The sequence below is a fragment of the Embleya scabrispora genome (genome assembly GCF_002024165.1).
Classification (GTDB): domain Bacteria; phylum Actinomycetota; class Actinomycetes; order Streptomycetales; family Streptomycetaceae; genus Embleya; species Embleya scabrispora_A.
The window spans coordinates 1,871,758-1,897,181 of sequence record NZ_MWQN01000001.1 but is presented as its reverse complement, the minus strand read 5'-3'; the positions used below and the strand labels follow the sequence as shown (position 1 = coordinate 1,897,181).

Genomic DNA, 25,424 nt, shown 5'->3' with positions numbered 1-25,424 from the left:
TGGCAGGCTGCCCGCCCATGACGTACGAGGTCGAGCCTGCCGTTCATCCAGAACTCGCCGCGCACACCGCGCACTTCGCCAAGCGCGTGTACACCGTGGCGGGACACGTGCACGTCGCCGTGGGCTGGTCCTCGGCCAACGCCGCGGTGATCGAGGGCCCCGATGGACTGGTGGTGGTCGACACCGGCAGCGGGGCGGACCTGGCCGCGGTGATCGAGGCCGAACTGCGACCGCAACTGCGCGACCCGAAGGCCCCGGTGCGGGCCGTGGTGGTCACCCACCACCACCCCGACCACGTGAACGGGCTGAGCCACTGGGCCGCGACGCCCGACGTGGACGTGTACGCGCACCGGACCTTCCTGGCCGCGCTCACCGACCAGTCCGGGCCCACGCTGCACATCATGGGCCTGCGCTCGGTGTACTCGCTCGGCAACCTCCTCGGCCCCTCGGACACCGAGGGCGTCAACGACGCGGTCGGCCCGCACGCCGGGGTGGGTACACCGTCGTTCGTGATGCCCACCGTGCTGGTGGGCGATGCGCTGGAGACCGAGGTCGCGGGGGTGCGGCTGCGGCTGTTCCACAATCCCGGCGAGACCGACGACGCGATCAGCGTGTACCTGCCGGACAGCGACGTGCTTCTGTGCGGCGACACGATTCAGGGGCCGACCCTGCCCAACATCCACACCCTGCGCGGGTGTCGCTATCGCGACCCGATGCAGTGGGTACGCAGCATCGACGCGCTGCGCGCGCACGGGGCCGCGCACCTGATCCCCAGCCACGGGCAACCGGTGTCGGGGGCGGACCGGGTCGCCGAGGTGCTGGCCGTGGAGCGGGACTGCATCCAGTACATCCACGACCAGACCGTGCGCCGGATGAACGAGGGGCTGACCCCGGACGAGTTGGCCGAGACGATCGAACTGCCCGAGCACCTGGCCTCGTACGCGCCGTACGCGCGGGAGTACTACGGCACCGTCAAGCACACCGTGCGGCAGATCTTCTTCGGCTACCTCGGCTGGTTCGGCGGCGATCCGGTGGACCTGGATCCGCTGCCCCGGGCCGAACACGCGCGCCGGACGGTGGCGCTGATGGGCGGCCGGGAGCGGGTGCTCGGCGCGGCGACCGAGGCGTACGAGGCGGGCGAATACCAGTGGGCGGCCGAGTTGGCCACGCACCTGACCCGGATCGACCGCGAGGACACGGACGCGCGGGCGGTCAAGGCCGCCGCGTTCCGCCGACTCGGCTACGCCCAGCTCAACGTCAACTGGCGCAACTGGTACCTGACCAGCGCGGACGAGTTGGAGGACCGGATCCAGCCGATCCTGCCGCTGATCAACTTCGCCGCGGTCTTCGCGCCCCGGGACCTGGTCGCCCGGATCCCGGCGGCGTGGCTGATCGAGCTGTACACCACCCGGCTGCGCGCGGAGGAGGCGTTGGAGGTGGACACCGTGCTCGGCTGGCGGGTGCTCGGCGGGGTGCACGGCGAGGAGGAGGTGGCGCTGCACATCCATCGCGGCGTGGCGCGCTTCCTGCGGGAGATCCCGGCGGACGCCGCCGTGGTGCTCGAACTGCCGCGCGAGACCGTGGAGTCGCTGCATCTGGGCCGGACCGATCTGCGCGGTGCGCTGGCCGGCGGGGACGCCCGGACGATCCGGGGCGGCGCGGCGGACGCGGCGGACCTGCTCGACCTGTTCGACCCGCTCCAGCCGCGCAGGCCCACCGAGTTGACGCTGCGCTGACCGTCTCGCGGCACCGTCGGAGGGGGTGCTCGGCGAACGACGACGGCGGCGGACGTCGATCGTTGCTCGAGCGCCCCCGCCGGGTGTGTTCGGCGGGGGCGCTTCGGGGCTTTCGCGCGGGTCAGCTCGCGTCGAGGACCAGCCTGCGCACGTACTCGACCGCCTCGGCGACCGGCACCAGGGCCTTTTCGCCGCTCGCGCGCGAGACGATCTCCACGTTGCCCTCGGCCAGGCTGCGGGCGCCGACGGTCACCCGGAACGGGATGCCGACCAGTTCGATGTCCTTGAACTTCACCCCGGGCCGCTCGGCGCGGTCGTCCAGGATCGTGTCCACCCGCTGCCGCCCCAGCTCCGCGTAGATCTCCTCGGCGGTGGTGCGCGACTTCTCGTCGTCGACGTCGAGCAGCGCGACCGCGACCTCGAACGGCGCCACCGAGACCGGCCACACGATGCCGTTCTTGTCGTGGTGCGTCTCGACCATCGCGGCCATCGCGCGCTCGACGCCGATGCCGTAGCTGCCCATGACCGGGGTGATCCGCTCGCCGTCCGCGCCGAGCACGTTCACCCCGAGCACGTCGGTGTACCTGTCGCCGAGCTTGAAGATGTGGCCGATCTCGACCGTCTGCTCGACCTCCAGGCCGGTGCCGCACTTCGGGCACGGCTCGCCGGCCACCACCTCGCGCAGGTCCACCCAGCGGCCCACCGCGATGTCCCGCTCGACGTCCACGCCGCGCACGTGCGTCTTGTCCACGTTGGCGCCGGTGACCATGTCCCGGCGACCCCGCAGCGCCTCGTCGGCCAGGATCGGCAGGTCGCTCACGCCGACCCCGCCCAGGCTGCCCGGGTACGCGCCGAGCGCGGCCTTGATCTCGTCGGGCGTGGCCGGGCGCACGTCGTTGGAGCCGGTGGTGTCGATCAGCTTCTGCTCGACCAGCGCGTGGTCCCCGCGCAGCAGGGCCAGTGTGAGCTGCCCGCCGACCATGTAGACCAGCGTCTTGATCTGCCGGTCGGCCGCGACGCCGTGCGCCTTGGTCAGGTTCTCGATGGTCTTGACGCCGGGGGTGTCGAACCGCTCCGGCGCGTCGAGCCCCGGGCCGTCCTCGATCGGCGCGAGCGTGGACGTGGCCTTCTCCACGTTGGCCGCGTAATCGCAGTTCGGACAGTGCACGACGAGGTCCTCGCCGGCCGCCGACGGGCACATGAACTCGGTCGAGCCGCTGCCGCCCATGGTGCCGCTGGACGCCTGCACCGCGATCGCCGGGATGTTCAGCCGCTGGAAGATGCGGACGTACGCCTGCCGGTGCGCCTCGAACGAGCGGTCCAGCCCCTCGGCGTCCAGGTCGAAGCTGTACGAGTCCTTCATGGTGAACTCGCGCACCCGGATCAGGCCGCTCTTGGGCCTGGGCTCGTCCCGGAACTTGGTCTGGAACTGGTACCAGGTCTGGGGCAGGTCGCGATAGGAGCTGAGTTCGAGCGCGAGGGTCGTGAAGATTTCCTCGTGCGTCATGCCGAGCGCCAGGTCGGTGCCCTTGCGGTCCACGAGCCGGAACATCTCGTCGCCCATGACCTCCCAGCGACCGCTCTTCTGCCAGATCTCGGCCGGATGCATGGTCGGCAGGATCATCTCCTGCGCGCCGATCCGGTCCATCTCCTCGCGGATGATCCGCACGACCTTCGCGCGCACCCGCACCGCGAGCGGCAGCAGCGAGTAGTGGCCGGCCATCAGCTGCCGGATGTAGCCCGCGCGCACGAGCAGACGGTGGCTGACCGCGTCGGCGTCGGCGGGGTCCTGACGGAGAGTGGGTACGTACAGTTCGGACCAACGCATGAGACCGTGGCGACCTAACGACTAGGGGGAAGGGCGTGCGACCTGCATTCTAAAAGCCGCGCGAGGCTCGGCCACCCGGGTTTTCCCCCGGCCGTCGCCCCGGCTTTGGTCGGCGCCCGGAAGTCTGGCAGAATGGCGAGCTGAGTACCCGGGGCATTGCCGGACCCTCTCTCCGCATGCTTACCGTGTCCACGATCAGCCGAGCCTCATGTCCCCACGTGAACGCCGGCTGTTCACCCACGTCAAGATGCAGGAGACACCACTCTCGTGGCAGTCAAGATCAAGCTGAAGCGCCTGGGCAAGATCCGTTCGCCCCACTACCGCATCGTCGTCGCCGACGCCCGCACCAAGCGTGACGGTCGGGCGATCGAGGAGATCGGTATCTACCACCCGATGGAGAACCCCTCGCGTATCGAGGTCGACTCCGAGCGTGCGCTCTACTGGCTGGGTGTCGGCGCGCAGCCGACCGAGCCCGTCGCGCACATCCTCAAGCTGACCGGCGACTGGCAGAAGTACAAGGGCGAGCCGGCCCCGGCCCCGCTCCTGGTCGCCGCCGAGAAGGCCGACAAGAAGTCGCTCTTCGAAGCCGCCGCCCGCGAGGCGATGGACGAGCCCAAGGACGGCGCCACCACGCCGAAGGCCAAGAAGGAGAAGAAGGTCGAGGCCGCCGCCGAGACCGAGACTCCGGCCGCCGAGGGCGAAGCCGCCGCCGAGACCGCCGCTAACGAGGGCTGACCGTGCTCGAGGAAGCCCTCGAACACTTGGTCAAGGGCATCGTCGAGCATCCGGACGAGGTCAAGGTACGGGCGCGTAATCTTCGCCGCGGCCGCATTCTCGAGGTCCGGGTTCACCCCGAGGACCTCGGGAAGGTCATCGGGCGAGGTGGCCGCACCGCGCGTGCGCTGCGTACCGTCGTGACCGCGCTCGGCGGCCGGGGAGTCCGCGTCGACCTCGTCGACGTCGACCAGGTTCGCTGACGTACCCGGACATCACGTCCAACCGGGAGCTGCCCGGCGGAGTTCCATCCGCCGGGCAGCTTCTTGGCATTTCCCGGCAGAGATTGAGGAGTCGCAGGTGCAGCTTGTGGTCGGCCGTATCGGCAAGGCACACGGCATCAAGGGCCAGGTGACCGTCGAGGTCCGTACCGACGAGCCCGAACTGCGGCTCGCGCCCGGAGCGGTGCTGATGACCGACCCGCCGTCAGTCGGTCCGCTGACCATCGCCGACGGCCGGGTGCACAGCGGTCGACTGCTGCTGAGCATCGAGGGCGTGACCACCCGCAGCGGCGCCGAGGCGCTGCGCAACACGCTGCTGATCGCCGAGATCGACCCGGACGAACTCCCCGAGGATCCCGAGGAGTTCTACGACCACCAGCTGATCGGGCTGGACGTGGTCACGGTCGACGGCGAGGCGGTCGGCGAGATCACCGAGGTGGCCCACCTGCCCTCGCAGGACCTGCTCATGGTCCGCCGCGCGGACGGGCGCGAGGTGATGATCCCGTTCGTGCGGCAGATCGTGCCGGAGATCGACCTGGAGAACCAGCGCGCGGTGATCACCCCGCCGCCGGGCCTGCTCGACGCGGAGGACGCGGTGCTCGCGGTGCCGGACCCGGCGGAGGGCGACACGTCCGAGGACCCGTCGTGAGGATCGACGTCGTCACCATCTTTCCCGAATACCTGGCCCCGCTGGACGTCTCGCTGGTCGGCAAGGCGTGCGCCAAGGGCCTGCTGGACGTGCACCTGCACCAGCTCCGGGACTGGACGTACGACGTGCACAAGACCGTCGACGACACCCCGTACGGCGGCGGCCCCGGCATGGTGATGAAGCCCGAGCCGTGGGGCCTCGCGCTGGACGCCGTGCTGGAGCAGGGCGAGAGCGCGGCGGCCCCGGTGCCCCGGATGATCGTGCCCACGCCGTCGGGCCGGCCGTTCACCCAGGACCTCGCGGTCGAACTGGCCGAGGAGCCGTGGCTGCTGTTCGCGCCCGCCCGGTACGAGGGCATCGACCGGCGGGTCCTGGACGAGGCGGCGACCCGGATGCGGGTGGACGAGGTGTCCATCGGCGACTACGTGCTCGCGGGCGGCGAGGTGGCCGTGCTGGTCATGGTCGAGGCGGTGGCCCGGCTGCTGCCGGGAGTGCTGGGCAACGCGGAATCGCACCGGGACGACTCGTTCGCGCCGGGCGCGATGGCCAACCTCCTGGAGGGCCCGGTGTACACCAAGCCCGCCGAGTGGCGCGGGCGCGAGGTGCCGCCGATCACGGTGTCCGGGAACCACGGCGCGATCGCCCGTTGGCGGCGGGACGAGGCGCTGCGCCGGACCTCGGCGCACCGGCCCGACCTGATCGGCCGGATCGATCCCGCGGCGGTGGACAAGAAGGACCGGGCGCTGCTCGCCGAGCTGGGCTGGGTCGAGCGGGACGGCCGGTTTCATCGGGTCGACCCACCTGTGGCAGACTGAGACGCTGTTGCCATGTCCCGATCCGGACCGGGTCTCCCCGGGAGCCGGACGGCACCCCTGCCACAGGGGGAGCGCCATTCGGGACCGGCGACCCCCCTTTCGTAACTCCGAATCCCCGTGGGTGACCTGTGGCACCCCCGAGAAAGCGACGCGAGATGAACAAGCTCGACCACATCGATGCCGCATCCCTGCGGGACGACGTCCCGGACTTCCGTCCCGGCGACACCCTCAAGGTGCACGTGCGCGTCATCGAAGGCAACAAGTCCCGCGTCCAGGTCTTCCAGGGCTTCGTGCTGCGTCGCCAGGGCGACGGCGTCCGCGAGACCTTCACGGTCCGCAAGGTCAGCTACGGCGTCGGCGTGGAGCGCACCTTCCCGGTGCACACCCCGGTGATCGAGAAGATCGAGCTGGTCACCCGCGGCGCCGTGCGTCGCGCGAAGCTCTACTACATGCGTGACCTGCGCGGCAAGGCCGCGAAGATCAAGGAGAAGCGCTCGGACCGTCCGACGCGCTGACCCGTGCGCCACACCCGGGGTGCCTCGCCCATGGCGAGTCGACCCGGACGCTAGGCTCGTTCGTGATGGACGACGCAGAGCAGAGCAGAGGCCGTGCCTCCACGGCGGAGGAATCCGCCGGTACCTCGTCCACCGAGGTCGTGGAGGCGCGGCCTTCGCGTGTCCTGGGACGGGCGTCGGGCGGGAACGGTCACGGGGGCGGGCTCGACGGGGCGCTCGGGGTGGCGCCGGAGGTGCCGAAGTCCCCTGATTTCGCAAAGGATTCGCCGGCGGGCGCGGGCGCGGGTGGCGCTGCGGGCGTCGGCTCGGCCGCCGAGGCGGGTGCCGATGTGCCGTCGAAGGGGCCGGTGAAGGCCGATACCCCCGAGGGCGGGGCGGGTTCGGCGGTCGAGACGACATCCGAGCCCGGGATCGGGACGGTATCCGGGATCGGGACTGGGACCGCGGCCGAGGCTGGGACCGCATCCGAGGCCGCGGCCGAGGCTGGGACCGCGTCGGAGGCCGTGACCGCGTCGGGGACCGCGACCGCACGCGAGGCCGACGCCGTTGCCGGGGCCGAGTCCGATGCCGGCCCCGATGGTGACGCCGAGGCCGATTCCGAGTCCGAGTCGGGCCCCGATACCGAGGGCGCCCCCGATGCGCCGCGTCGGCGGCGGATGCCCGCGTGGGTCGAACTCCCGCTGCTGGTCGCGATCGCGATGGTCGTCGTCCTGGTGGTGAACTCGTGGGTCGCCCAGCCGTTCGTGATCCCCAGCGGTTCGATGGAGAACACGCTCGAGGTCGGCGACCGGGTCCTGGTGAACAAACTCGCCTACAAGTACGGGGACATCCACCGCGGCGACATGATCGTCTTCGACGGGCGCGGCTCGTTCACCCCCGAGAGCGGCTCGCCCGACCCGGTGACCGGCGCGCTGCGCAAGCTCGGTGGGGTGTTCGGCTTCACCAACCCCGACGACAACGACTTCGTGAAGCGGGTGATCGGGATCGGCGGCGACGTGGTCAAGTGTTGCGACACGCAGGGTCGGGTCACCGTCAACGGGGTGCCGCTGGACGAGGGCGACTACCTGCATCCGGGCGACAAGCCCTCCGACTTCCCGTTCGAGGCCGCGGTGCCCAAGGGAAAGCTCTGGGTCATGGGCGACCATCGCAGCAACTCGGCCGACTCGCGCGACCACCTGGGCGACCCCGGCGGCGGCATGGTGCCGGAGAGCCGGGTGATCGGGCGCGCGCAGTGGATCATCTGGCCGTTCGGGCGGATCCGGGGCGCGGATCGGCCGAAGACCTTCGATCGGTCGGACTTCGACCGCCGTGGGTAGACGCGGCAAGCCCAAGGGCGCCCGGGCCGCCGATCCGGTGCCCGCGCGGCCGGGCCCCCACCCCGACGGCGGGGCCGGTCCGCTCCCCACCCCGGAGGTCGCGGGCGCGGTGGCGCTCGGCGAGGCCGAGCCCGTCCGTGCGGCGCCGTCGGTCGAGGCGCCGACCCCCGCCCCCGCGCGCCGGCGTCGGGGCAGGCGTTCGCGGCGCAAGGACAAGGTGGTGCCGCTGTGGCGCGAACTGCCGATGCTCGCGGTGATCGCGCTCGCCCTCGCGCTGCTGATCAAGACGTTTCTGGTGCAGGCGTTCTACATCCCCTCGGGGTCGATGGAGCACACCATCGACGTCGGCGACCGGGTCTTGGTGGACAAGTTCTCGCCGTGGTTCGGGTGGACCCCCGAGCGCGGCCAGGTGGTCGTCTTCAAGGACCCGGGCGGCTGGCTGGGCAAGAAGGAGACGGACGACCCGCCGCCCGGACTCAAGCAGTTCAAGCAGGGACTCGTGTTCGTGGGCATGTTGCCCTCGGACGACGAACAGGACCTGATCAAGCGGGTGATCGGGGTCGGCGGCGACACGGTGGCCTGCTGCGACCCGTCCGGGCGAATCACCGTGAACGGTGTTCCGCTGGACGAGCCCTACCTGTACAAGGGCAACGCGCCCTCGGAAAAACGCTTCAGTGTGACCGTGCCCAAGGGGCGGCTGTGGGTGATGGGCGACCATCGCGGTGACTCGGCCGACTCGCGGGCACATATGGATCGGCCCTATCAGGGCACGATCCCGGTGGACGATGTGGTCGGTCGGGCCGTCCTGGTGGCCTGGCCGTTCGGTCGCGCGCATCGGCTGCCGGTTCCGGACACGTTCGGGAACAAAGCCCTGTCGGTTGCGATTCTCCCGCCCACCCCGGTCGTTATGGGAATGGTGGGTGCGGTTCCGCTGGTCCTGCTACGCCGACGTGTACGCTCGCGCCGGCGCATGCCGGCCCCGTGGGGTCGACATCGACCCGGCGACGTGCGCGGCACGGGTCGGAAATCATCAAGACAGAGCTGTGGGCAGCCGGTGGACAGCCCCGACCGGGTGCCGTGTGGCCTGCACGGGTACGAGGAGGCGCCGTGGGGGAAGTCGTGATCGGAGCGCGATCCGCAGGTGGAGACGACGATCGTGGGCGGGAGCCGCACGAGCGGCACCCGACCGACGCGCCGCATGATCCCGGAGCGCCACCGACCCAACCAACGAGCGGGGACGGGCCCCGGCAGTCGCCCGATCTGGTGAAACATCCGAAGAACGGGGCCGCCACCGACGCGGCGCCGATCTTCCCGCCGGTGGCGCCGACCCCCGCGACCGGTGGTCCGGGTGCGGGCGGACCGCCGGACGCGGACGGCCCCGGCGGACCGGGTGGTCCGGGCGACTCCGGCGGAGCCGGTGACTCCGGCGAGCCGGAGGGTACCGGTGGACCCGAGGCGTCGGGCACCGACGAGGGCGCCTCGGACTCGGGCGAACGGCGCAAGAAGAAGGGGTCGTTCTGGAAGGAACTGCCGCTGCTTCTGGTGATCGCGGTGGTCCTGGCGCTGCTCATCAAGACCTTCCTCGTGCAGGCGTTCTCGATTCCGTCGGAGTCGATGGAGAACACCATCAAGGTCGGCGACCGGGTCCTGGTGAACAAGTTCTCGCCGTGGTTCGGCGCGGAGCCGGAGCGGGGCCAGGTGGTGGTCTTCCACGATCCGGGCAACTGGCTCCAGGAGGCGCCGAAGCAGTCCGACAACGCGGTGGTGCGCGGGCTGCAAAAGGGCATGTCCTGGGTCGGCCTGATGCCGTCCGCCGACGAGAAGGACCTGATCAAGCGGGTGATCGGGGTCGGCGGCGACCGGGTCCAGTGTTGCGACGCGCAGGGCCGGCTCATGGTCAACGGCAAGCCGCTGGACGAGAGTTCGTACCTGAAGAAGGGCGTGGCCCCGTCGACGAAGGTGTTCGACGTGACCGTGCCCAAGGGCCGGATCTGGCTGATGGGCGACAACCGGGACAACTCGTCCGATTCGCGCTATCACATGGACCAGCCGTTCAACGGGACGGTGGACAAGGACCAGGTGATCGGCCGCGCGTTCACCGTGGTGTGGCCGCTGAACCGGATCCACGGCCTCGGCGTGCCGGGCACCTTCGACCAGCCGGGCCTCGGGCTCGACGTGATCGGCGGTACCCCGATGGCGGCCGGGCTGATCGGGGCGGTGCCGCTGGTGTGGTGGCGGCGCAGGCGACGCGGCGGGCCCGAGGAGCGTACGGCCACGCGCTCGCCCTCGGCGGCGCCGCCGGCCTGACGGCCGACCTCTCGCATCCGGCCGGGCGCTCGGGAATCCCCTCCCGCGCGACCCGGCCGTTCGCGGCTCGGGGCACAATCCGGGGATGACGACTCAACCCGTGTCATGGCCCGGAGACGTACCGGAGCCGGTGCCGGACTATCCCGCCGATCTGGCGCCCGACCTGGAGCGGCGCGCGGTGCGCGTGGTGCTGCTCGATCCCGACGACCGGGTGCTGCTGTTTCGCACCCGGGTCCCCGAATCCGATCCGTCCGACTGGTACGACCTGCCGGGGGGCGGCCTGGACCCCGGGGAGACCTATGTGGACGCGGCCGTTCGGGAGATCCGGGAGGAGACCGGCCTGCGGATCGAGCCGGCCGAGGTGGGGCCGGCGACCTGGCGGCGGAGTGTGACCTGGGTGCGGCCGGGGCATCGGCGGGTGCAACACGAGTTCGTGGTCCTGGTCCGGGTCGCCGAGCGGGCGCCCGCGGTCTGCGAGGACCGTTCGTTGTGGACCGCGGACGAGCTGGCCGAGTACCAGGAGGCGGTGTGGTGGCCGGTGGACGAGATCCGGGCGGCGCCGGCGCGGTTCTACCCGGGCCGGCTGCCCGAGCTGCTGCCGAGGTTCCTCGCCGGCGAGCTGATCGACGAGCCGTTCGAGTGGTGGAACGGCTGAGCGTCGCGGCGCCGGCGGGTGGACGGCCGGTCGATCCGGGCCGCCGGGGGTGTCCCGGACGGTTGTGCCATGGTGCGCCGGTGGGCGCGAGGGTCGCCGGTACACAATGGGAGGCGTCAGCGAAGCGCAGGAGCGAGGGGCGCGCATGAGTGCGGAAGATCTCGAAAAGTACGAGACCGAGATGGAGCTGCAGCTCTACCGCGAGTACCGCGACGTCGTGGGTCTCTTCAAGTACGTCATCGAGACGGAAAGGCGCTTCTACCTCACCAACCAGTACGAGCTGCACGTGAGGTCGGCCGACGGGGAGGTCTTCTTCGAGTTGTCCATGGCGGACGCGTGGGTGTGGGACATGTATCGACCTGCGCGATTCGTGAAGAATGTCCGTGTTCTTACGTTCAAGGACGTCAACGTCGAGGAACTGACGAAGAGCGAATTCGAGATGCCCGCGGGCAACGAAGGGTTCGGCGGCTGAGCGAATCCCGCGCGCCCGCAAGGGCGGCATCCACAACGACCGGTTTGTCCACAGGTCACGGTGGGTCGACACACGACCACCTCCGGCTCCGGCAGCGTCGAGCCCGGAGGTGGTCGTTGTGCGAACCGATGCGGGTGGCAGGGAGGGCCGGGGCGGCCCGGCCGGGCGGTCCCGGAACGGCGCGGTGGGGCGCTACGGCGAACGGGTCGCCGCGCGCTACCTGACCGAGGCGGGGATGGCCGTCCTGGCGCGCAATTGGCGCTGTCGGGACGGCGAGATCGACATCGTCGCGCGCGACGGGCCGGTCCTGGTGGTGTGCGAGGTCAAGACCCGGCGCGCGGGCGGGTTCGAGCACCCGCTGGAGGCGATCGGCCCGGTCAAGGCCGCCCGGCTGCGGGTGCTGGCCGAGCGCTGGCGGGCGGCGAACCCGCTTGCCGGGCCGCCGGGGCGCGAGGTGCGGATCGACCTGGTCGCGGTGGTCGCGGCGGTGCGTGGGGCGGCCGGGGTCGAGCACGTCCGGGGAGCGTGCTGAGCATGGGCTTCGCGCGCACCCGGTCGGTCACCCTGGTCGGGGTGGACGGCGTCGTGGTCGAGGTACAGGCCGACCTGGAGCCGGGGGTGACCACGTTCACCCTCGTGGGCCTGCCGGACCGGACCCTGGTGGAGTCCAAGGAGCGGGTCCGGGCGGCGGTGGTCAACAGCGGCGAGGAGTGGCCGCAGCGCAGGTTGACGGTGGGGTTGTCGCCGGCGACGGTGCCCAAGACCGGATCGGGCTTCGATCTGCCGATCGCGGCCGCGGTGCTGGCGGCGTCGGGCGTGCTGGATCCGCGCGCCATCGAGGACCTGGTGATGGTCGGCGAACTGGGTCTGGACGGGCGGCTGCGGCCGGTGCGCGGGGTGTTGCCGGCGGTGATGGCCGCCGCGGCGGCCGGGTGCGCCCGGGTGGTGGTGCCCTCCGTGGCGGCCGGCGAGGCGGAGTTGGTGCCGGGGGTCGCCGTGTGGGGGGTGACCTCGCTGCGGCACCTGCTGGCGAGGCTGCGCGGGGAGCCGGCGCCGGCCGAGCCGGAGGCGGTGCGCGACATCGGTTTGGGCCCCGACCCGTTGGCCGTGGTCGGCACCTTGACGGCGGGCCCGGCGGCCGGGTCGGCGCCGGCCGACCTGGCCGACGTGGCCGGTCAGGGCCGGGCCCGCCGGGCGCTCGAGGTGTGCGCCGCGGGCGGGCACCACCTGTTCCTGCTCGGCAGCCCGGGGGCGGGCAAGACCATGCTCGCCGAGCGGCTGCCCGGGATCCTGCCGGCACTGGACGGACCGGCCTCGCTCGAAGTCAGCGCCGTGCACTCGATCGCGGGCACGCTGCGCCCCGACCTGCCGCTGATGACCACGCCGCCGTTCTGCGCGCCGCACCACAGCGCGACGATGCCCGCGATCGTCGGCGGCGGCAACGGCCTCCCACGCCCGGGCGCGGTGTCGCTGGCCCACCGGGGCGTGTTGTTCCTGGACGAGAGCCCGGAGTTCAGCGGGCGGGTGCTGGACGCGCTGCGCCAGCCGCTGGAGTCCGGCACGGTGACCGTGGCGCGCAGCGGGGGGATGTTGTGCTTCCCGGCCCGGTTCCTGCTCGTGATGGCGGCCAACCCCTGCCCGTGCGGGCGGTTCTCCGGACGGGGTGTGGACTGCACGTGCTCGTCGTTGATGCGGCACAAGTACCTGGCCCGGCTGTCCGGGCCGCTGATGGATCGGATCGATGTGCGGGTCACCGTGGATACGGTCTCCCGCGCCGAGCTGTTCGCCCCGGAGGGGGCGGGGGAGCGGTCGGAGGTGGTGGCCGCACGGGTGCTCGCGGCCCGGGAGCGGGCCGCGCGGAGGCTGGCCGACACGGGGTGGACGGTCAACGCGGAGGTGCCGGGGCGCGAGCTGCGCACCCGGTGGACGGTCGACGCCGACGCCCTCGACCGGGCGGCGCGCGACATGGAGCGCGGCTTCCTGACCGCCCGAGGCCTCGACCGGGTCCTCCGCGTCGCCTGGACCCTGGCCGACCTGCACGCCCACCCCCGCCCCACCCGTTCCGACGTGGACACAGCCCTCGAACTCCGCACGGGAGTGGTCCGGGGCGACACGGCGGACGACGACGGGTTCGAGAGATGAGGGACCGCCTGACACCACATACGGGCCCACCACTCGAAACACCGCCCCGCACCGCCCGGACCGTCGCGCCTGCCCTCCGCGCTCGGCCCGGCCGCTCGCGGCCGGGCGGGCGGCGGGTGGGGGACGGTGGCCGTGCGGGGAGTGGAAGGCCGGGGGCGAGCCGGCGGGGGTGGGAGTTGCGACGTGCCTTCCGGGTCGAACGCACCACTGCCCGCCCCCATCCCACCACCACATGCGTTCGGCAGCGCCGGACGTCGCCCCGCTCACCCGGCAATGTGCGGCCCGGCGCGCGACAGGTGGGGGCGGTGGGGGTTGCCCGGGGGCGGACAGTCGGGGCGGCCGCAGCGGGGTGGGTGGGAGTTGCGGCCGGGACAGATCGGGGTCGGGCGGCTCAACGCCCGTGCTGCCGCCCCCGCACCGCTACCGCCCGCCATGGGCCCACCCGCCTGCGGCCCCCCGGACGGACGGCGCCCACCGCCTGGCCGGTCGCTCGCGGTTTCTTGCGCGGTGGGTGGGGTGCAGCGGGCGGACGGTCGGGGGCGGACGGGGTGGGGTGGATGGGAGTTGCGGGGGTTTTGGGTGGGTGGTCAAGGCCCGCGCTGCGCAGTTGCCCACGCACACCCGGCACGGCGGACGCCGTCGCGCGCCCTGGCCCCGCCCGCACGCGGCTCGCGCGGGGGCGGCGGGGTGCGCGGGTGGCCGCAGCGGGGTGGGTGGGAGTTGCGATGGGGGTGGTTCGGGGTGGGCGGGTCGACGCCGGCGCTGCTTCGTCACCCACGTACTCGGCACTGCGGACGCCGTCGCCCGCTGTGGTCCCATTCGCCTCCGGTTTACGAAGGGGCTCGCGTCCCTGGCTCGCCCGGCCGCTCGCGGTCTCGGCGTGGGGGTGGGGGCGGGCGGGTGTGCGAGGGCGGATGAAGCGGGGTGGATGGGAGTTGCGCCAGCTTTGGTGTGGGGCAGGAGGGCCGGCGCTTGTACCGCCCCGTGGCTGGATGTCCCGGGCGCTGACGTCGACCTGCCGGTGCCAGGGCGTCCGCGCGCGGTCTCGTGGCTGTCCGCGTTCGTTGCCGTGGGCGCGGGTGCGTGGGGCGGGTGGGAGTTGCGATGGGGGTGGTCCGGGGGGCGGCGCCTGTGCCGGTTCGTCACTGCACGCTGCCGGGGGCGGCTGTGCTCGTCCAAGGCGTCGCGACCGCGAATCGGCCCGTCGTGGGATGCGGTCGGATTGCTTTTCGGGTGGCCGCGTGGCGGTCGGAGTGGGTCGAGCGCGTGAGCGGGCTCGCCCGTGACGACCGGTTCGGACCGGGTCGTGCGCGGTTGGGGCGCCGGACCGGTTGGTGTCGAGTGCGGTCGGGCGGTGAGTGCGCTGTTCCGTGACCGCGTGTGGTCGGCATCGGGGCTTGTCGGGGCGCCCGGCGGGGGTCGTCGGGGCGATGGAAGGTGGGGGTGGGTGGGGTGGAGTCGATGCCTTGGGGGGATGGGGACTTTCCCGGGCGGGATGTGGAGGGGGAGCGGGGGGCTCGGGCGGTGTTGAGTCGGTTGGTGGAGCCCGGGGATGCGGTATTCGGGCGGGCCGTGCGGGTGTATGGGGCGGCTCGGCTGTTGCGGGATCTGCGGGGGCATGGGCCGTTGCCGGGGGAGTTGGCTCGGCGGGATCCGGCGGGGTATCGGGTTCGGCTCGGGGCGCGTGAGCCCGACGAGGACTTGGCTCGGCTTGCCGAGGTGGGTGGGAGCTTCCTGGTTCCCGGTGATCCGGGGTGGCCCACCCAGCTCGACGACCTCGGGGACGCCCGGCCGCTGGGCCTGTGGACGCGCGGCGCGACCCCGCTGCGGCTCGCCGCGCTGCGGTCGGTGGCGGTGGTGGGCGCTCGGGCGTGCACCGAGTACGGCGCGCACGTCGCGGGGACGCTCGCGGCCGAGCTGGCCGAGGCGGGCTGGACGGTCGTCTCCGGTGGCGCGTACGGGGTGGACGGGGCCGCGCACCGGGGGGCGCTCGCCGTGCGCGGGCCCACCGTCGCCGTGCTGGCGTGCGGCATCGACGTGAACTATCCGCGCGGGCACGAGCGGTTGTTGGCCCGGATCGCCGAGGAGGGCGTGCTGGTCACCGAATTGCCCCCGGGCGCACATCCGACCCGCTACCGCTTCATCGAGCGCAACCGGGTCATCGCGGCACTGACCCGGGGCACCGTGGTGGTCGAGGCGGCGCTGCGCAGCGGTGCGCTCGTCAGTGCTCGCCGGGCCGCGCTGCTCGGCCGTCAGGTGATGGGCGTGCCGGGTCCGATCGGCTCGCCGAGTTCGGCGGGCGTACACATGCTGTTGCGCGAGCCGGGGTCGGTCCTGGTGACCCGGGCGGCCGAGGTGATCGAGCAGGTCGGGGTGATCGGCGACGACCTCGCGCCGGTCCTGGCCGGTCCGAGTCGCCCGGGGGACGATCTGCCGCCCGAGATCCGCCGAATCCTGGACGTGGTGCCGTGGCGCGGCGCGCTGTCCACGGCCGCGATCGCGCACGAGGCGGGATCGGCGCCGGCCGCCACGCGACGCCGACTCGACGTGCTGGCCGCCCGCGAACTCGTCGATCGCACCTCGAAGGGGTGGCGTCGCCGTGGCGGTGCTTGACCTGGGGCCGCAGTGATCATCACCGTGAGGGGAGGAGGCCCGACCGAGGAGGTGTGCCACACCCGTGACCGACGAGCGCGCGCCCGAGAACGCCGCCCCGGACAGGATCACCCCACCGGCGACCGCAGTCGCCCCGACGGCGACCCGCCACCGCCCCGCAGGACCCGCCCACGACACTCCGACGCGGCCCACGAAGGAACCCCCGGCGCGACCCACCCCCGCCACTCGCCGCACCGACGGATCCCGCAGCGGGCGAAGGCTCACACCCGCCCCCGCCGCCGCGCCCGAGGCCGGCTCGGGCACGGACGACGCCCCGCGCCGCACCGACAGCCCCACCACCGCCCGGTTCCTCGCCGAAGCAGGCATACGAGCCCGGAACACCGACCTGATCCCCGCACCGACGCCTGCGCCCACCCCCGGCCATCCCGCGGGGCCCACCCACGGCCCCGCCGCCGGCCGTCGCTTCGGCGTGGCCGCACGGGCGCGCGACACGCGGCCGCGGGAGGCGGCGGCCGGGCCCGCCGGCCCGCCGCGGGGATGTCGCCGCGCGCACCGGCGGGTCCGAAACGGCGGCTTCGGGCGACCCCTTCGCATCGGTCCGAGGTGGTTCGACGCGCACCGGGCGGCTTCGGGTGGGATGCCGGAATTCGGGCGACCGGGGCCGAGCCCCGTCGTTGTAGCGCTCAGGAGTCGTCAGGTCACGCTACGCTCGCGAGGACGCAGATCTACACGCACGTTTCCGTGGAACGACACAAGGCCACGTATGCCCAAGCAAACCCCAGGGCGTAAGAGCGCCACCGCGGCCGCGTCCGAGAACGGACCGGCCGTCACCGTCGAGGACGGTGGCGCCTCCAACCGCGCGCTGGAGAACCTTTGGAGCGACTTCAAGCGCTCGGGGGACCCCACCCTGCGGGAACGCCTCATCCTGAATTACTCGCCGCTCGTGAAGTACGTCGCCGGGCGGGTCGGCGTCGGCCTTCCGGCCAATGTGGACCAGGCCGATTTCGTCTCGTACGGGATGTTCGGCCTGATCGACGCGATCGAGAAGTTCGATCTTGATCGCGCGATCAAATTCGAAACCTATGCGATCAGTCGTATCCGTGGCGCGATCATCGACGAACTGCGCGCGCTGGACTGGATCCCCCGATCCGTCCGACAGAAGGCCCGCGCGGTCGAACTGGCGTACACAGGGCTGGAAGCCAAGCTCAACCGCACCCCCTCGGAGGTCGAGGTGGCCCGCGAGATGGGCATCGCGCTCGAGGACCTGCACGCGATCTTCAGCCAGCTCTCGCTGATCAACGTGATGGCCCTCGACGAACTCCTGCACACCGGCCAGGACGGCGGCGACCGGCTCAGCCTGGTCGACACGCTGGAGGACACCACCGCCGACGACCCCGTCGAGGTGGCCGAGAGCCGCGAGATGCGCCACCTGCTCGCCCGCGCGGTCAACGCGCTGCCGGAACGGGAGAAGACCGTGGTCACGCTCTACTACTTCGAGGGACTGACCCTGTCCCAGATCGGCCAGGTGCTCGGGGTGACCGAGAGCCGCACCTGCCAGATCCACACCAAGGCCGTGCTCCAGCTGCGCGGCAAGTTGTCCGACGCGCGGTGAAGGCTTCGCGCGGTGTTCGCGGCCCGGCCTCCGTCGAATGTCGGAGCGATTCCTTAATGTGGACAAGTGGACAGCACATCGGCAGACGCGGCGACACCCCGATCCCTACCCCGGCGATACGGGCCCGACGACCTCGCCCGCTGGGTCCCCGAGCCCAACAAGCGACGCGGGCGCACCGCGTTCCAGCGCGACCGCGCCCGGGTGCTGCACTCGGCCGCGCTGCGCCGACTCGCCGGCAAGACCCAGGTGGTGACCCCCGGCGAGAGCACCCCGGCCGGCCAGGACAGCCCGCGCACCAGACTCACCCACTCGCTCGAATGCGCCCAGATCGGCCGTGAGCTGGGCCAGGCGCTCGGCTGTGACCCGGACCTGGTCGAGACCGCCTGCCTGGCGCACGACCTGGGCCACCCGCCGTTCGGGCACAACGGCGAACGCGCCCTCGACGAGGCGGCCAAGAGTTGCGGCGGCTTCGAGGGCAACGCGCAGAGCCTGCGCCTGCTCACCCGGCTCGAGCCCAAGACGTTCGGCCCCGACGGCCGCAGCGTCGGCCTCAACCTGACCCGCGCCGGCCTCGACGCGGTGCTCAAATACCCGTGGCCCCGCCGCGAGGACAAGCACGCCTACGGCGCGTACGACGAGGACCGGGCCGTGTTCGACTGGGTGCGCGAGGGCGCCGACCCCGGCCGCCGCTGCCTGGAGGCCCAGGTGATGGACTGGTCCGACGACGTCGCCTACTCCGTGCACGACCTGGAGGACGCGGTCCAGTCGCACCGCCTCGACCTGGTCCGCCTGCGCGACGCGGGCGAGCGCCGCGAACTGCTCGACCTCACCGTGCGCCGCTACCGCCCCGACTGCGTGGCCGACGAACTCGGCGAGGCGCTGGACCGGTTGCTCGCGCTCGACTTCTGGCCGGCGGGCTACGACGGCTCGCGCCGCGCCCAGGCCCGGCTCAAGAACGCCACCAGCGGCCTGATCGGCCGCTTCTGCCTGGCCGCCGAGCACGCCACCCGGGAGCTGTACGGCACCGCGCCGGTCCTGCGCTACGCCGCCGACCTGATCGTCCCGCGCGAGATCCGACTCGAATGCGCCGTGCTCAAGGCGGTCACCGCGCGCTACGTGATGGCCCGCGAGGGCGCCGAACAACTGCGCGAGCTCCAGCGCACCGTCCTGACCGAACTGGTCGAACTGCTCGCCGCCGGCGCCCCCGAGCGGCTGGACGCGTCCCTGCGCGACGACTGGATCGAGGCCGACACCGACGCGGCCCGGCTGCGCGTGGTGATCGACCAGGTCGCCTCCCTGACCGACCGCGCCGCCCTGACCCTGCACGCCACGCTGACCACCCGATGAACCCGGGCCGACCCGTCCCCGCCCCCGGGTGTCGGGCGGACCCGTAGACTCGACGATCGTGGCCGGCCGTATCCGTGAAGAAGACGTCAGGCGGGTCCGCGAGACGGCACGCATCGCGGAGATCGCGGAACAACACCTGCAACTGCGCAACGCGGGCGGAGGAAACTTCAAGGGGCTCTGCCCCTTCCACGACGAGAAGTCCCCCTCCTTCCAGGTCAGCCCGGCCAAGAACCTCTGGTACTGCTTCGGCTGCGGCGAAGGCGGCGACGTTCTCGACTTCGTCATGCGCCTGGACCACACCACCTTCTCCGAGACCGTGGAGCGGCTGGCCCAGCAGTACGGCATCGAGCTGCACTACGAGGAGGGCGGCTACACCCCCGGGCGCCAGCAGGGCCGGCGCACCCGCCTGGTCGAGGCGCACCGGATCGCCGCCGCGTGGTTCGCCGACCAGCTCGGCACCCCCGAGGCGGAGACCGCCCGCCGATTCCTCGCCGACCGGGGCTTCCCGCAGGACGCCGCGGAGCGGTTCTCGCTCGGCTACGCGCCCAAGGGCTGGGAGAACCTGGTCCGATTCCTGCGCGGCAAGGGCTTCACCCCGCAGGAGATGCTGGAGGGCGGCCTGGCCAGCGAGGGCCGCAACGGCCCGAAGGACCGCTTCCGCGGCCGGCTGGTGTGGCCGATCCGCGACATCACCGGCGACGTGATCGGCTTCGGCGCGCGCAAGCTCTACGACGACGACAACGGCCCCAAGTACCTGAACACCCCCGAGACGCCCATCTACAAGAAGTCCCAGGTGCTCTACGGCCTCGACCTGGCCAAGAAGGAGATCGCCAAGTCCGGCCGGGCGGTCATCGTCGAGGGCTACACCGACGTGATGGCCTGCCACCTCGCCGGCGCCGGCACCGCGATCGCCACCTGCGGCACCTCCTTCGGCGACGAGCACATCAAGGTGCTGCGCCGACTGCTGATGGACTCCGGCGAGTTCCGCGGCGAGGTGATCTTCACCTTCGACGGCGACGCCGCCGGCCGCAAGGCCGCGCTGCGCGCGTTCGAGGAGGACCAGAAGTTCGTCACCCGCACCTTCGTCGCGGTCGAGCCCGGCGGCCTGGACCCGTGCGACCTGCGCCTGGAACAGGGCGACGAGGCCGTGCTCGCCCTGATCGACGCGCGCGTCCCGCTCTTCGAGTTCGCCATCCGCAGCCGGATCGAGGGCCACGACCTGTCCACCGCCGAGGGCCGGGTCGCCGCCCTCGACGCCGCCGCGCCGGTCATCGCCGGCATCAAGGACCAGGCACTGCGCCACACCTACGCGGTCCGACTCGACTCGATGCTGGGCTTTTTGGACGAGAAGTTCGTGGTCGGCCGAGTCGCCCAGGTCAACCGCTGGCAGCGCGAACGGGCCGCGCGCGGCGAGCGCGGCGGCCCCACCCAGGGGCCCGCCGCCCCGGCCAACGGCCGACAGCAGGCGCCCCCGCAGCGGCCCGCGGGCTATCGACCCGACCCGCGCGACATGTGCCAGGCGGTCCAGCGCGAGGTGCTCAAACTCGCGCTCCAGGCGCCCGCGCTGGTCGCGCCCGCGTTCGACCACTACGAGGCGGACGAGTTCACCGCCCCGCCGTACGCGGCGGTGCGCGCGGCGATCGCGACCGCCGGCGGCGTGTGCTGCGACCTCGCGCAGACCGCGAACTGGGTCGGCGAGGTGCGCGTCGCGGCGCCCGACGACGCCGTGCGGCACATGGTCACCGAACTGGCCGTGGAGAACATGCGGTTGAGCACCGACCCGGACCGGGCGTACGCCGACGGCAACCTGGTCCGGCTGCGGGTGTTCTCCGCCGAACGCCGGATCGCCGACGCCAAGTCCCGCCTGCTGCGCCTGGACCCGGGCCGCGACGCGGAGGAGTACGGGTGGGTCTGGCAGGAGTTGACCACCCTGGAGACGTACAAGCGGGCCCTGATCGACCGGGGCGCCGAGGCCCTGTACGCCCCGGGCGGCTGACCGCCGCCCCGTTCGGCCGGCCAAAAGATGCCCTCCCCGGCGCCCGGCCGGACCGAATCGGGCGAATCGCCCACGTCGGGCGAGATTTCCGCCCCCGGACTCTCGGCTACAGGCCCCCTCGTACAGCAGACTGGGGAAGGTGCATCGGCACACCAGAGGGGGGAAAACGCCCGGCGGCGACCCCGCCCACACGGAACGGACGGATGAGCCTGAACCGGGCCCGGCCACCGTCCTCACGAAGCACGTCACCCCAGGAACCGCGCCACCCACCCCGACCCCGGACGAGGCGACCGCCGTGCCAGCCGCCGACGGCGAACCCGACGAACTCTCCCGCCCCGCCGAATCCGCCGGCTCCTCCGCCGACCTGCTGCGCCAGTACCTGCGCGAGATCGGCCGGGTGCCGCTGCTGAGCGCCGCCGACGAGGTCGACCTGGCGCGCCGGGTCGAAGCCGGTCTGTTCGCCGGGGCCCGCCTGCTCGACGACCCGCCCGCCGACCCCGCCGCCCGGGACGCGCTCGCCACCCTGGTCCGCGACGGCGAACGCGCCAAACGCCGGCTGATCGAGGCCAACCTGCGCCTGGTGGTGTCGATCGCCAAACGCTACGTCGGCCGCGGCCTGGGCCTGCTCGACCTGGTCCAGGAGGGCAATCTGGGGCTGATCCGGGCGGTGGAGAAGTTCGACTACACCCGGGGCTACAAGTTCTCCACCTACGCCACGTGGTGGATCCGCCAGGCGATGAGCCGGGCGCTGGCCGACCAGGCCCGCACCATCCGGGTCCCGGTACACGTGGTCGAACTCATCAACCGGGTCATCCGGGTCCAGCGCCGCCTGTTGCAGGAGCGCGGCGAGGAACCCACCGCCCAGGACGTCGCCGCCGTGCTCGACCTCACCGCCGAGCGGGTCACCGAGATCCTGCGGCTGGCCCAGGAACCGGTGTCGCTGCACACCCCCGTCGGCGAGGACGAGGTGCTGCTCGGCGACATCGTCGAGGACACCGACGCGACCGCCCCGGCCGAGGCCGCCGCCTACCTGATGCTGCGCGAACACCTGGAGGCGCTGCTGTCCACGCTCGGCGACCGCGAGCGGCAGGTGGTGCAGCTGCGCTACGGGCTCGCCGACGGCGAGCCGCACACGCTCGAGGAGATCGGCCGGGTCTTCGGAGTGACCCGGGAGCGAATACGCCAAATCGAGTCACGCACCCTGTCCCGGCTGCGCGAGCGGTCGTACTCGGAGCAACTGCGGGGCTATCTCGACTGATCCCTGGCGTTTCGGCTTACGTCTGCTGTCAGAATTCGCCCATGCCGACAAGCCCGACACCCACCCTCGTCGCCGGGGTGCACTGCTCAGCGCACCAGTTGCGCATTCTCGTCTGCGACGCCGCGACCGGTACGCCGCTGCGCCAGGGGCGCGCCGCGTACGCGGAGGGCGCCTCGACCACGCCGGGCGCGTGGTTGCGGGCCTTCGGGGAGGCCGCGGCGGGCGGACTCCTCGACGGCGTGGCGGCGATCGCGGTGGCCGCACAGAACCACGGCGCGGTGCCGCTGGACGCCCAGGGGGTGATCCTGGGGCATCCGCTGCCCGACGAGGACCCCTCGGCCTCCGGCGCCGCCGCCGACCTGGTCGACGCGCTCGGCGGCCCGGCCGCGTGGACGGCCGCCACGGGCGCGGTGCCGGACTCCTCGTCCGCGATCGCCCAACTGCGCCGGTTCGCCCGGTTCGAGCCCGAGGCGGTGACCCGGATCGCCACCGTGCTGCTGCCGCACGACTGGGTGACCTGGCAACTGCTCGGCTGCCCGCCGGACCCGGTCACCGACCGGGCGGACGCCTCCACCACGGGCTACTACGCCACCACGGGGGAGTGGCGCGAGGACCTCATGCACCTGGCCATCGGCCGGGTGCCGCGCACGCCGATCGTGCTGCCGCCGGGCGCCGCCGCCGGGCGGACGCCGGAGGGGATCCTGGTCGCGCCCGGCACCGGCGCCGAAGCGGCCCTGGCCCTCGGCGCGGACCTGGCCGACGGCGACGTGGTGGTGTCACTCGGCGCCACCGGCGTCGCCTTCGCGGCCCACCCCGTGCCGCTGGCCGACCCCGCCGGCGTGGTCGGCTCGTACGCCGACGCCACCGGTCGCTACCTGCCGCTGGTGCGCACCCTCAACGCGGCCCGGGTGCTGCGCGGCACCGCTTCGATGCTGGGCGTGGACGCCGAGGAGTTCGATCGCATCGCGCTGGAGTGCACGCCGGGCGCGAGCGGGCTGGTCCTGCTCCCCTATCTGGAGGGCGAGCACCTCCCCGACCTGCCGCACGCGGCGGGCACCCTCACCGGGCTGCGCCGGGAGAGCATGACCCCGTCGGCGCTCGCGCGCGCCGGGGTGGAGGGGATGTTGTGCGGTATCTCCGACGCGCTGGACGCGCTGCGGGACCGGGACGTGGCGGTGGAGCGGCTGATCCTGATCGGCCCGGGAGCGCGCTCGGCGGCGGTGGCGGGGATCGCGCCCGCGCTGCTCGGGGTGCCGACCGCGGTGCCCCCGGCGGCGCTCGCGGGCCGGTTCGTGGCACGGGGCGCGGCCCGGCAGGCGGCCTGGGCGCTGTTCGGGGTGCTGCCGGAGTGGCCCGCGGAGATCGACACGTTCGCCCGGGCCGACGAGGACGAACTCGCCCTCGGCGACGCGGTCCGGGCCCAGTACCGCGAGGTGCGCAACCGCCTGCACCCGGGCGCCGTGGCCCCACCCCGAGAAAGCCCCGAAACAAGTGGCCGCCACAGAAGGGACTGACCACCCCGACCCACCCACGGCCCGCCCGCGAACACCCGCCACCCGCCGCTCAGGCACGCCTTCGCGCCCACGCCCGCTCGCCGGCGCACACCGCCGGCCCACGCAGACCACCGCATCCACGCCCCGCCTCCGGCGCCCCGCGACCTCGCGGGTCGGGCGTGCCGCCGGGTCTGCGCGGGCCACCGGGTCCATGCCCGGCTTCGGGTGCCCGCGACCCGCCGGCCCGGCGTGCTGCCGGCTTCCGCGTCGGTCGCCGGGTTCGAGGCGGTGGACGGTGTTCGCGGATCCGCAGACGTGCGTGCGTCGGCCCGGTGGGGTCCCGGGGTCGTTTCGGGTCCGCACGCGCCGCCGGCCCCGGGGTGGACCCACGGGGGTTCCCGTTGGTCCACCCCGGGGCCGGCCGGCGTGTTGTCGGGCTCTTCGAGGTGCTACAGGCCCTGTCCGCGGCGTGATGTCACCGACGTGCCGTTCGTGCCGTGTCCGCCGAAGCGGTCCGGCAGGTGCCGACCCACCCGCTCGGGCAGGTGTTCGCCGATCGCGCGGCCGGCCTTGACGCCCGCCTCGCGGCCGAGCCCGGCCGCCGCGTGCCCGGCCTTCTGCGCCGGCGGGCTGCTCGCCACCGTGCCGGAAAGCTTGCGGATCTGCTCGTACCGCTCCCGCCCGGCCTTCGCCCCCAGGACGTAGCCGATGGCGAGGCCGGTAACGAAGGTGAGCTTGTTGATCATGGTGTCCTCCGCGGTCGTTTGTCCCGCCCGTGCACGTCAGCGCCTACCCGGGCGACGTGCGTAGGCAACCTGTGAGGTCCTACCGGAAAAACCCTGGTGCGGGCCACCCCTCGGAATGCGCTAATGTATTCCACGCAGCGGCCGCCAGACGGTCCGACGCAATCCCGCATAGCTCAATTGGCAGAGCAGCCGGCTGTTAACCGGCAGGTTATTGGTTCGAGTCCAATTGCGGGAGCCACCGACAGCGCCCGCCGGTCCACCGGCGGGCGCTGTCGCGTATCCGGGCCGCCCCGGCTCACTCGCTCCCGGTCCGCGCCCAGAACTCCCGCCAGGACGGCCACTTCTCGGGCAACTGCGCATCGGTGATCATCGGGTTGTCGGGGAAGTGGAAGCGCCCCGGGACGGCCAGCGGATGTTCCAGCACGTCGGCGGCGTAGAAGGCCCTGGGCTTGCGGCTGCGGAAGTACCAGTGCCCGTCCCGCCGTTCGTAGCGATCCCAATACTGCATCGGCATCACCACCCACAGGTCGCCCACCTCGTGCTCGGGACGGCAGTACACGACACCCGTCGCGTGGTCCTCGTCGACCAGGTCGATCACGTGGTTCCCGATCAGGTGGAAGGTGATCCCGTACGGGCGCAACACCGGATCGAACCACTCGGCGAGCGCGGCCCGACCCACACCGCCCGCCCCCGTGCGCACGTCCGGCACGAACAGGTCGGCCAGCGCCGGCACGTCCCGGCTGTCCAGCGCCAGTGCGTAGCGGGCGGCCAGGCGGCGAATCTCCTCGTACGCCTCCAGGCGATCGAGCCGGGTGGGAATCGAATCCGACATGCTGCCTCCGTAAACTGACGACCAGTCAGATATCACGGTGTCAGACGACCGCTCCGGACTCCGCCCCGGGTCGGCCCGTCGGGACACCCACCCGTGG

The 25,424-nt window shown here is 72.6% G+C and carries 22 protein-coding genes and 1 tRNA gene; 20 read left to right on the top strand and 3 right to left on the bottom strand.

Annotated features, from left to right (window positions below; all coding sequences use genetic code 11):
* Nucleotides 1–17 precede the first annotated feature (17 nt).
* Complete coding sequence (locus B4N89_RS08220) at nt 18–1,736, top strand: alkyl sulfatase dimerization domain-containing protein (protein ID WP_078975241.1); 1,719 nt, start codon at nt 18–20, stop codon at nt 1,734–1,736.
* A 121-nt stretch (nt 1,737–1,857) separates the two neighbouring features.
* Here the strand turns inward: B4N89_RS08220 and B4N89_RS08215 are convergent, their stop codons facing one another.
* On the bottom strand, nt 1,858–3,564 hold the full coding sequence (locus B4N89_RS08215) for a proline--tRNA ligase (RefSeq protein WP_078975240.1): 1,707 nt from the start codon (nt 3,562–3,564) through the stop codon (nt 1,858–1,860).
* Between the two features lie 267 nt (nt 3,565–3,831).
* Between B4N89_RS08215 and rpsP the strand changes: the two genes are divergently transcribed.
* The 18 genes from rpsP (at nt 3,832) to B4N89_RS08115 (ending at nt 23,770) form a co-directional block, all read left to right on the top strand.
* Entirely contained in the window at nt 3,832–4,299 is a 468-nt protein-coding gene (rpsP, locus tag B4N89_RS08210) for a 30S ribosomal protein S16 (RefSeq protein WP_078975239.1), read from the top strand.
* Between the two features lie 2 nt (nt 4,300–4,301).
* A complete protein-coding gene (locus tag B4N89_RS08205) occupies nt 4,302–4,541 on the top strand; it encodes an RNA-binding protein (RefSeq protein ID WP_020553237.1) in 240 nt (79 codons plus the stop codon).
* Between the two features lie 97 nt (nt 4,542–4,638).
* Entirely contained in the window at nt 4,639–5,208 is a 570-nt protein-coding gene (gene rimM / locus B4N89_RS08200) for a ribosome maturation factor RimM (RefSeq protein WP_078975238.1), read from the top strand.
* Entirely contained in the window at nt 5,205–6,023 is an 819-nt protein-coding gene (trmD, locus tag B4N89_RS08195) for a tRNA (guanosine(37)-N1)-methyltransferase TrmD (RefSeq protein WP_078975237.1), read from the top strand. Before rimM ends, trmD begins: the two co-directional genes overlap by 4 nt.
* A gap of 155 nt (nt 6,024–6,178) precedes the next feature.
* Complete coding sequence (gene rplS, locus B4N89_RS08190; protein WP_078975236.1) at nt 6,179–6,538, top strand: 50S ribosomal protein L19; 360 nt, start codon at nt 6,179–6,181, stop codon at nt 6,536–6,538.
* Nucleotides 6,539–7,041: 503 nt separating this feature from the next.
* Complete coding sequence (lepB, locus tag B4N89_RS08185; protein ID WP_235618522.1) at nt 7,042–7,854, top strand: signal peptidase I; 813 nt, start codon at nt 7,042–7,044, stop codon at nt 7,852–7,854.
* Nucleotides 7,847–8,977, top strand: coding sequence for a signal peptidase I (gene lepB, locus B4N89_RS08180; protein ID WP_201260810.1), 1,131 nt, complete (start codon nt 7,847–7,849; stop codon nt 8,975–8,977). Before lepB (B4N89_RS08185) ends, lepB (B4N89_RS08180) begins: the two co-directional genes overlap by 8 nt.
* A 140-nt stretch (nt 8,978–9,117) precedes the next feature.
* A complete protein-coding gene (lepB, locus tag B4N89_RS08175; RefSeq protein ID WP_101897023.1) occupies nt 9,118–10,161 on the top strand; it encodes a signal peptidase I in 1,044 nt (347 codons plus the stop codon).
* 85 nt (nt 10,162–10,246) lie between these two features.
* Complete coding sequence (locus B4N89_RS08170) at nt 10,247–10,816, top strand: NUDIX hydrolase (RefSeq protein ID WP_078975235.1); 570 nt, start codon at nt 10,247–10,249, stop codon at nt 10,814–10,816.
* Between the two features lie 145 nt (nt 10,817–10,961).
* Nucleotides 10,962–11,288, top strand: coding sequence for a DUF2469 domain-containing protein (locus B4N89_RS08165; RefSeq protein ID WP_078979196.1), 327 nt, complete (start codon nt 10,962–10,964; stop codon nt 11,286–11,288).
* 118 nt (nt 11,289–11,406) lie between these two features.
* On the top strand, nt 11,407–11,820 hold the full coding sequence (locus B4N89_RS08160) for a YraN family protein (RefSeq protein ID WP_078975234.1): 414 nt from the start codon (nt 11,407–11,409) through the stop codon (nt 11,818–11,820).
* Between the two features lie 2 nt (nt 11,821–11,822).
* On the top strand, nt 11,823–13,430 hold the full coding sequence (locus B4N89_RS08155) for a YifB family Mg chelatase-like AAA ATPase (RefSeq protein ID WP_078975233.1): 1,608 nt from the start codon (nt 11,823–11,825) through the stop codon (nt 13,428–13,430).
* Between the two features lie 1,461 nt (nt 13,431–14,891).
* Nucleotides 14,892–16,043, top strand: coding sequence for a DNA-processing protein DprA (dprA, locus tag B4N89_RS08145; protein ID WP_078979195.1), 1,152 nt, complete (start codon nt 14,892–14,894; stop codon nt 16,041–16,043).
* A 763-nt stretch (nt 16,044–16,806) separates the two neighbouring features.
* Nucleotides 16,807–17,655, top strand: a complete 849-nt coding sequence (gene whiG / locus B4N89_RS08135; RefSeq protein WP_078975230.1) for an RNA polymerase sigma factor WhiG — start codon at nt 16,807–16,809, stop codon at nt 17,653–17,655.
* Between the two features lie 66 nt (nt 17,656–17,721).
* Nucleotides 17,722–19,002: a deoxyguanosinetriphosphate triphosphohydrolase gene (locus B4N89_RS08130; RefSeq protein ID WP_078975229.1), complete on the top strand. Its 1,281-nt coding sequence runs from the start codon at nt 17,722–17,724 to the stop codon at nt 19,000–19,002.
* Between the two features lie 58 nt (nt 19,003–19,060).
* Nucleotides 19,061–20,998, top strand: a complete 1,938-nt coding sequence (gene dnaG, locus B4N89_RS08125) for a DNA primase (RefSeq protein WP_078975228.1) — start codon at nt 19,061–19,063, stop codon at nt 20,996–20,998.
* Nucleotides 20,999–21,137: 139 nt separating this feature from the next.
* The gene (locus B4N89_RS08120; protein ID WP_078975227.1) at nt 21,138–22,256 is read left to right on the top strand and encodes an RNA polymerase sigma factor; all 1,119 of its coding nucleotides are present in this window, start codon (nt 21,138–21,140) and stop codon (nt 22,254–22,256) included.
* A gap of 41 nt (nt 22,257–22,297) precedes the next feature.
* Nucleotides 22,298–23,770, top strand: a complete 1,473-nt coding sequence (locus B4N89_RS08115; RefSeq protein ID WP_078975226.1) for an FGGY-family carbohydrate kinase — start codon at nt 22,298–22,300, stop codon at nt 23,768–23,770.
* Between the two features lie 428 nt (nt 23,771–24,198).
* Here B4N89_RS08115 and B4N89_RS08110 read toward each other — a convergent pair whose 3' ends face one another.
* Nucleotides 24,199–24,495 carry a hypothetical protein gene (locus tag B4N89_RS08110; RefSeq protein ID WP_078975225.1) on the bottom strand — a complete coding sequence of 99 codons (297 nt, stop codon included), beginning with the start codon at nt 24,493–24,495 and terminating at the stop codon, nt 24,199–24,201.
* Nucleotides 24,496–24,657: 162 nt separating this feature from the next.
* Here B4N89_RS08110 and B4N89_RS08105 point away from each other — a divergent pair.
* A tRNA-Asn gene (locus B4N89_RS08105) sits at nt 24,658–24,733 on the top strand.
* A 57-nt stretch (nt 24,734–24,790) separates the two neighbouring features.
* On the opposite strand, the gene B4N89_RS08100 is transcribed toward B4N89_RS08105, so the two are convergent.
* On the bottom strand, nt 24,791–25,327 hold the full coding sequence (locus tag B4N89_RS08100; protein ID WP_078975224.1) for a nuclear transport factor 2 family protein: 537 nt from the start codon (nt 25,325–25,327) through the stop codon (nt 24,791–24,793).
* Nucleotides 25,328–25,424: the final 97 nt, after the last annotated feature.

Excerpts from the sequence above, each read along its gene's own strand:
- whiG (WP_078975230.1), top strand. The coding sequence starts at position 16,807 with ATGCCCAAGCAAACCCCAGGGCGTAAGAGCGCCACCGCGGCCGCGTCC.
- dprA (WP_078979195.1), top strand. The coding sequence starts at position 14,892 with ATGCCTTGGGGGGATGGGGACTTTCCCGGGCGGGATGTGGAGGGGGAG.
- B4N89_RS08100 (WP_078975224.1), bottom strand. The coding sequence starts at position 25,327 with ATGTCGGATTCGATTCCCACCCGGCTCGATCGCCTGGAGGCGTACGAG.
- B4N89_RS08110 (WP_078975225.1), bottom strand. The coding sequence starts at position 24,495 with ATGATCAACAAGCTCACCTTCGTTACCGGCCTCGCCATCGGCTACGTC.
- B4N89_RS08165 (WP_078979196.1), top strand. The coding sequence starts at position 10,962 with ATGAGTGCGGAAGATCTCGAAAAGTACGAGACCGAGATGGAGCTGCAG.
- B4N89_RS08115 (WP_078975226.1), top strand. The coding sequence starts at position 22,298 with ATGCCGACAAGCCCGACACCCACCCTCGTCGCCGGGGTGCACTGCTCA.
- B4N89_RS08215 (WP_078975240.1), bottom strand. The coding sequence starts at position 3,564 with ATGCGTTGGTCCGAACTGTACGTACCCACTCTCCGTCAGGACCCCGCC.
- B4N89_RS08155 (WP_078975233.1), top strand. The coding sequence starts at position 11,823 with ATGGGCTTCGCGCGCACCCGGTCGGTCACCCTGGTCGGGGTGGACGGC.
- B4N89_RS08220 (WP_078975241.1), top strand. The coding sequence starts at position 18 with ATGACGTACGAGGTCGAGCCTGCCGTTCATCCAGAACTCGCCGCGCAC.
- rplS (WP_078975236.1), top strand. The coding sequence starts at position 6,179 with ATGAACAAGCTCGACCACATCGATGCCGCATCCCTGCGGGACGACGTC.
- B4N89_RS08170 (WP_078975235.1), top strand. The coding sequence starts at position 10,247 with ATGACGACTCAACCCGTGTCATGGCCCGGAGACGTACCGGAGCCGGTG.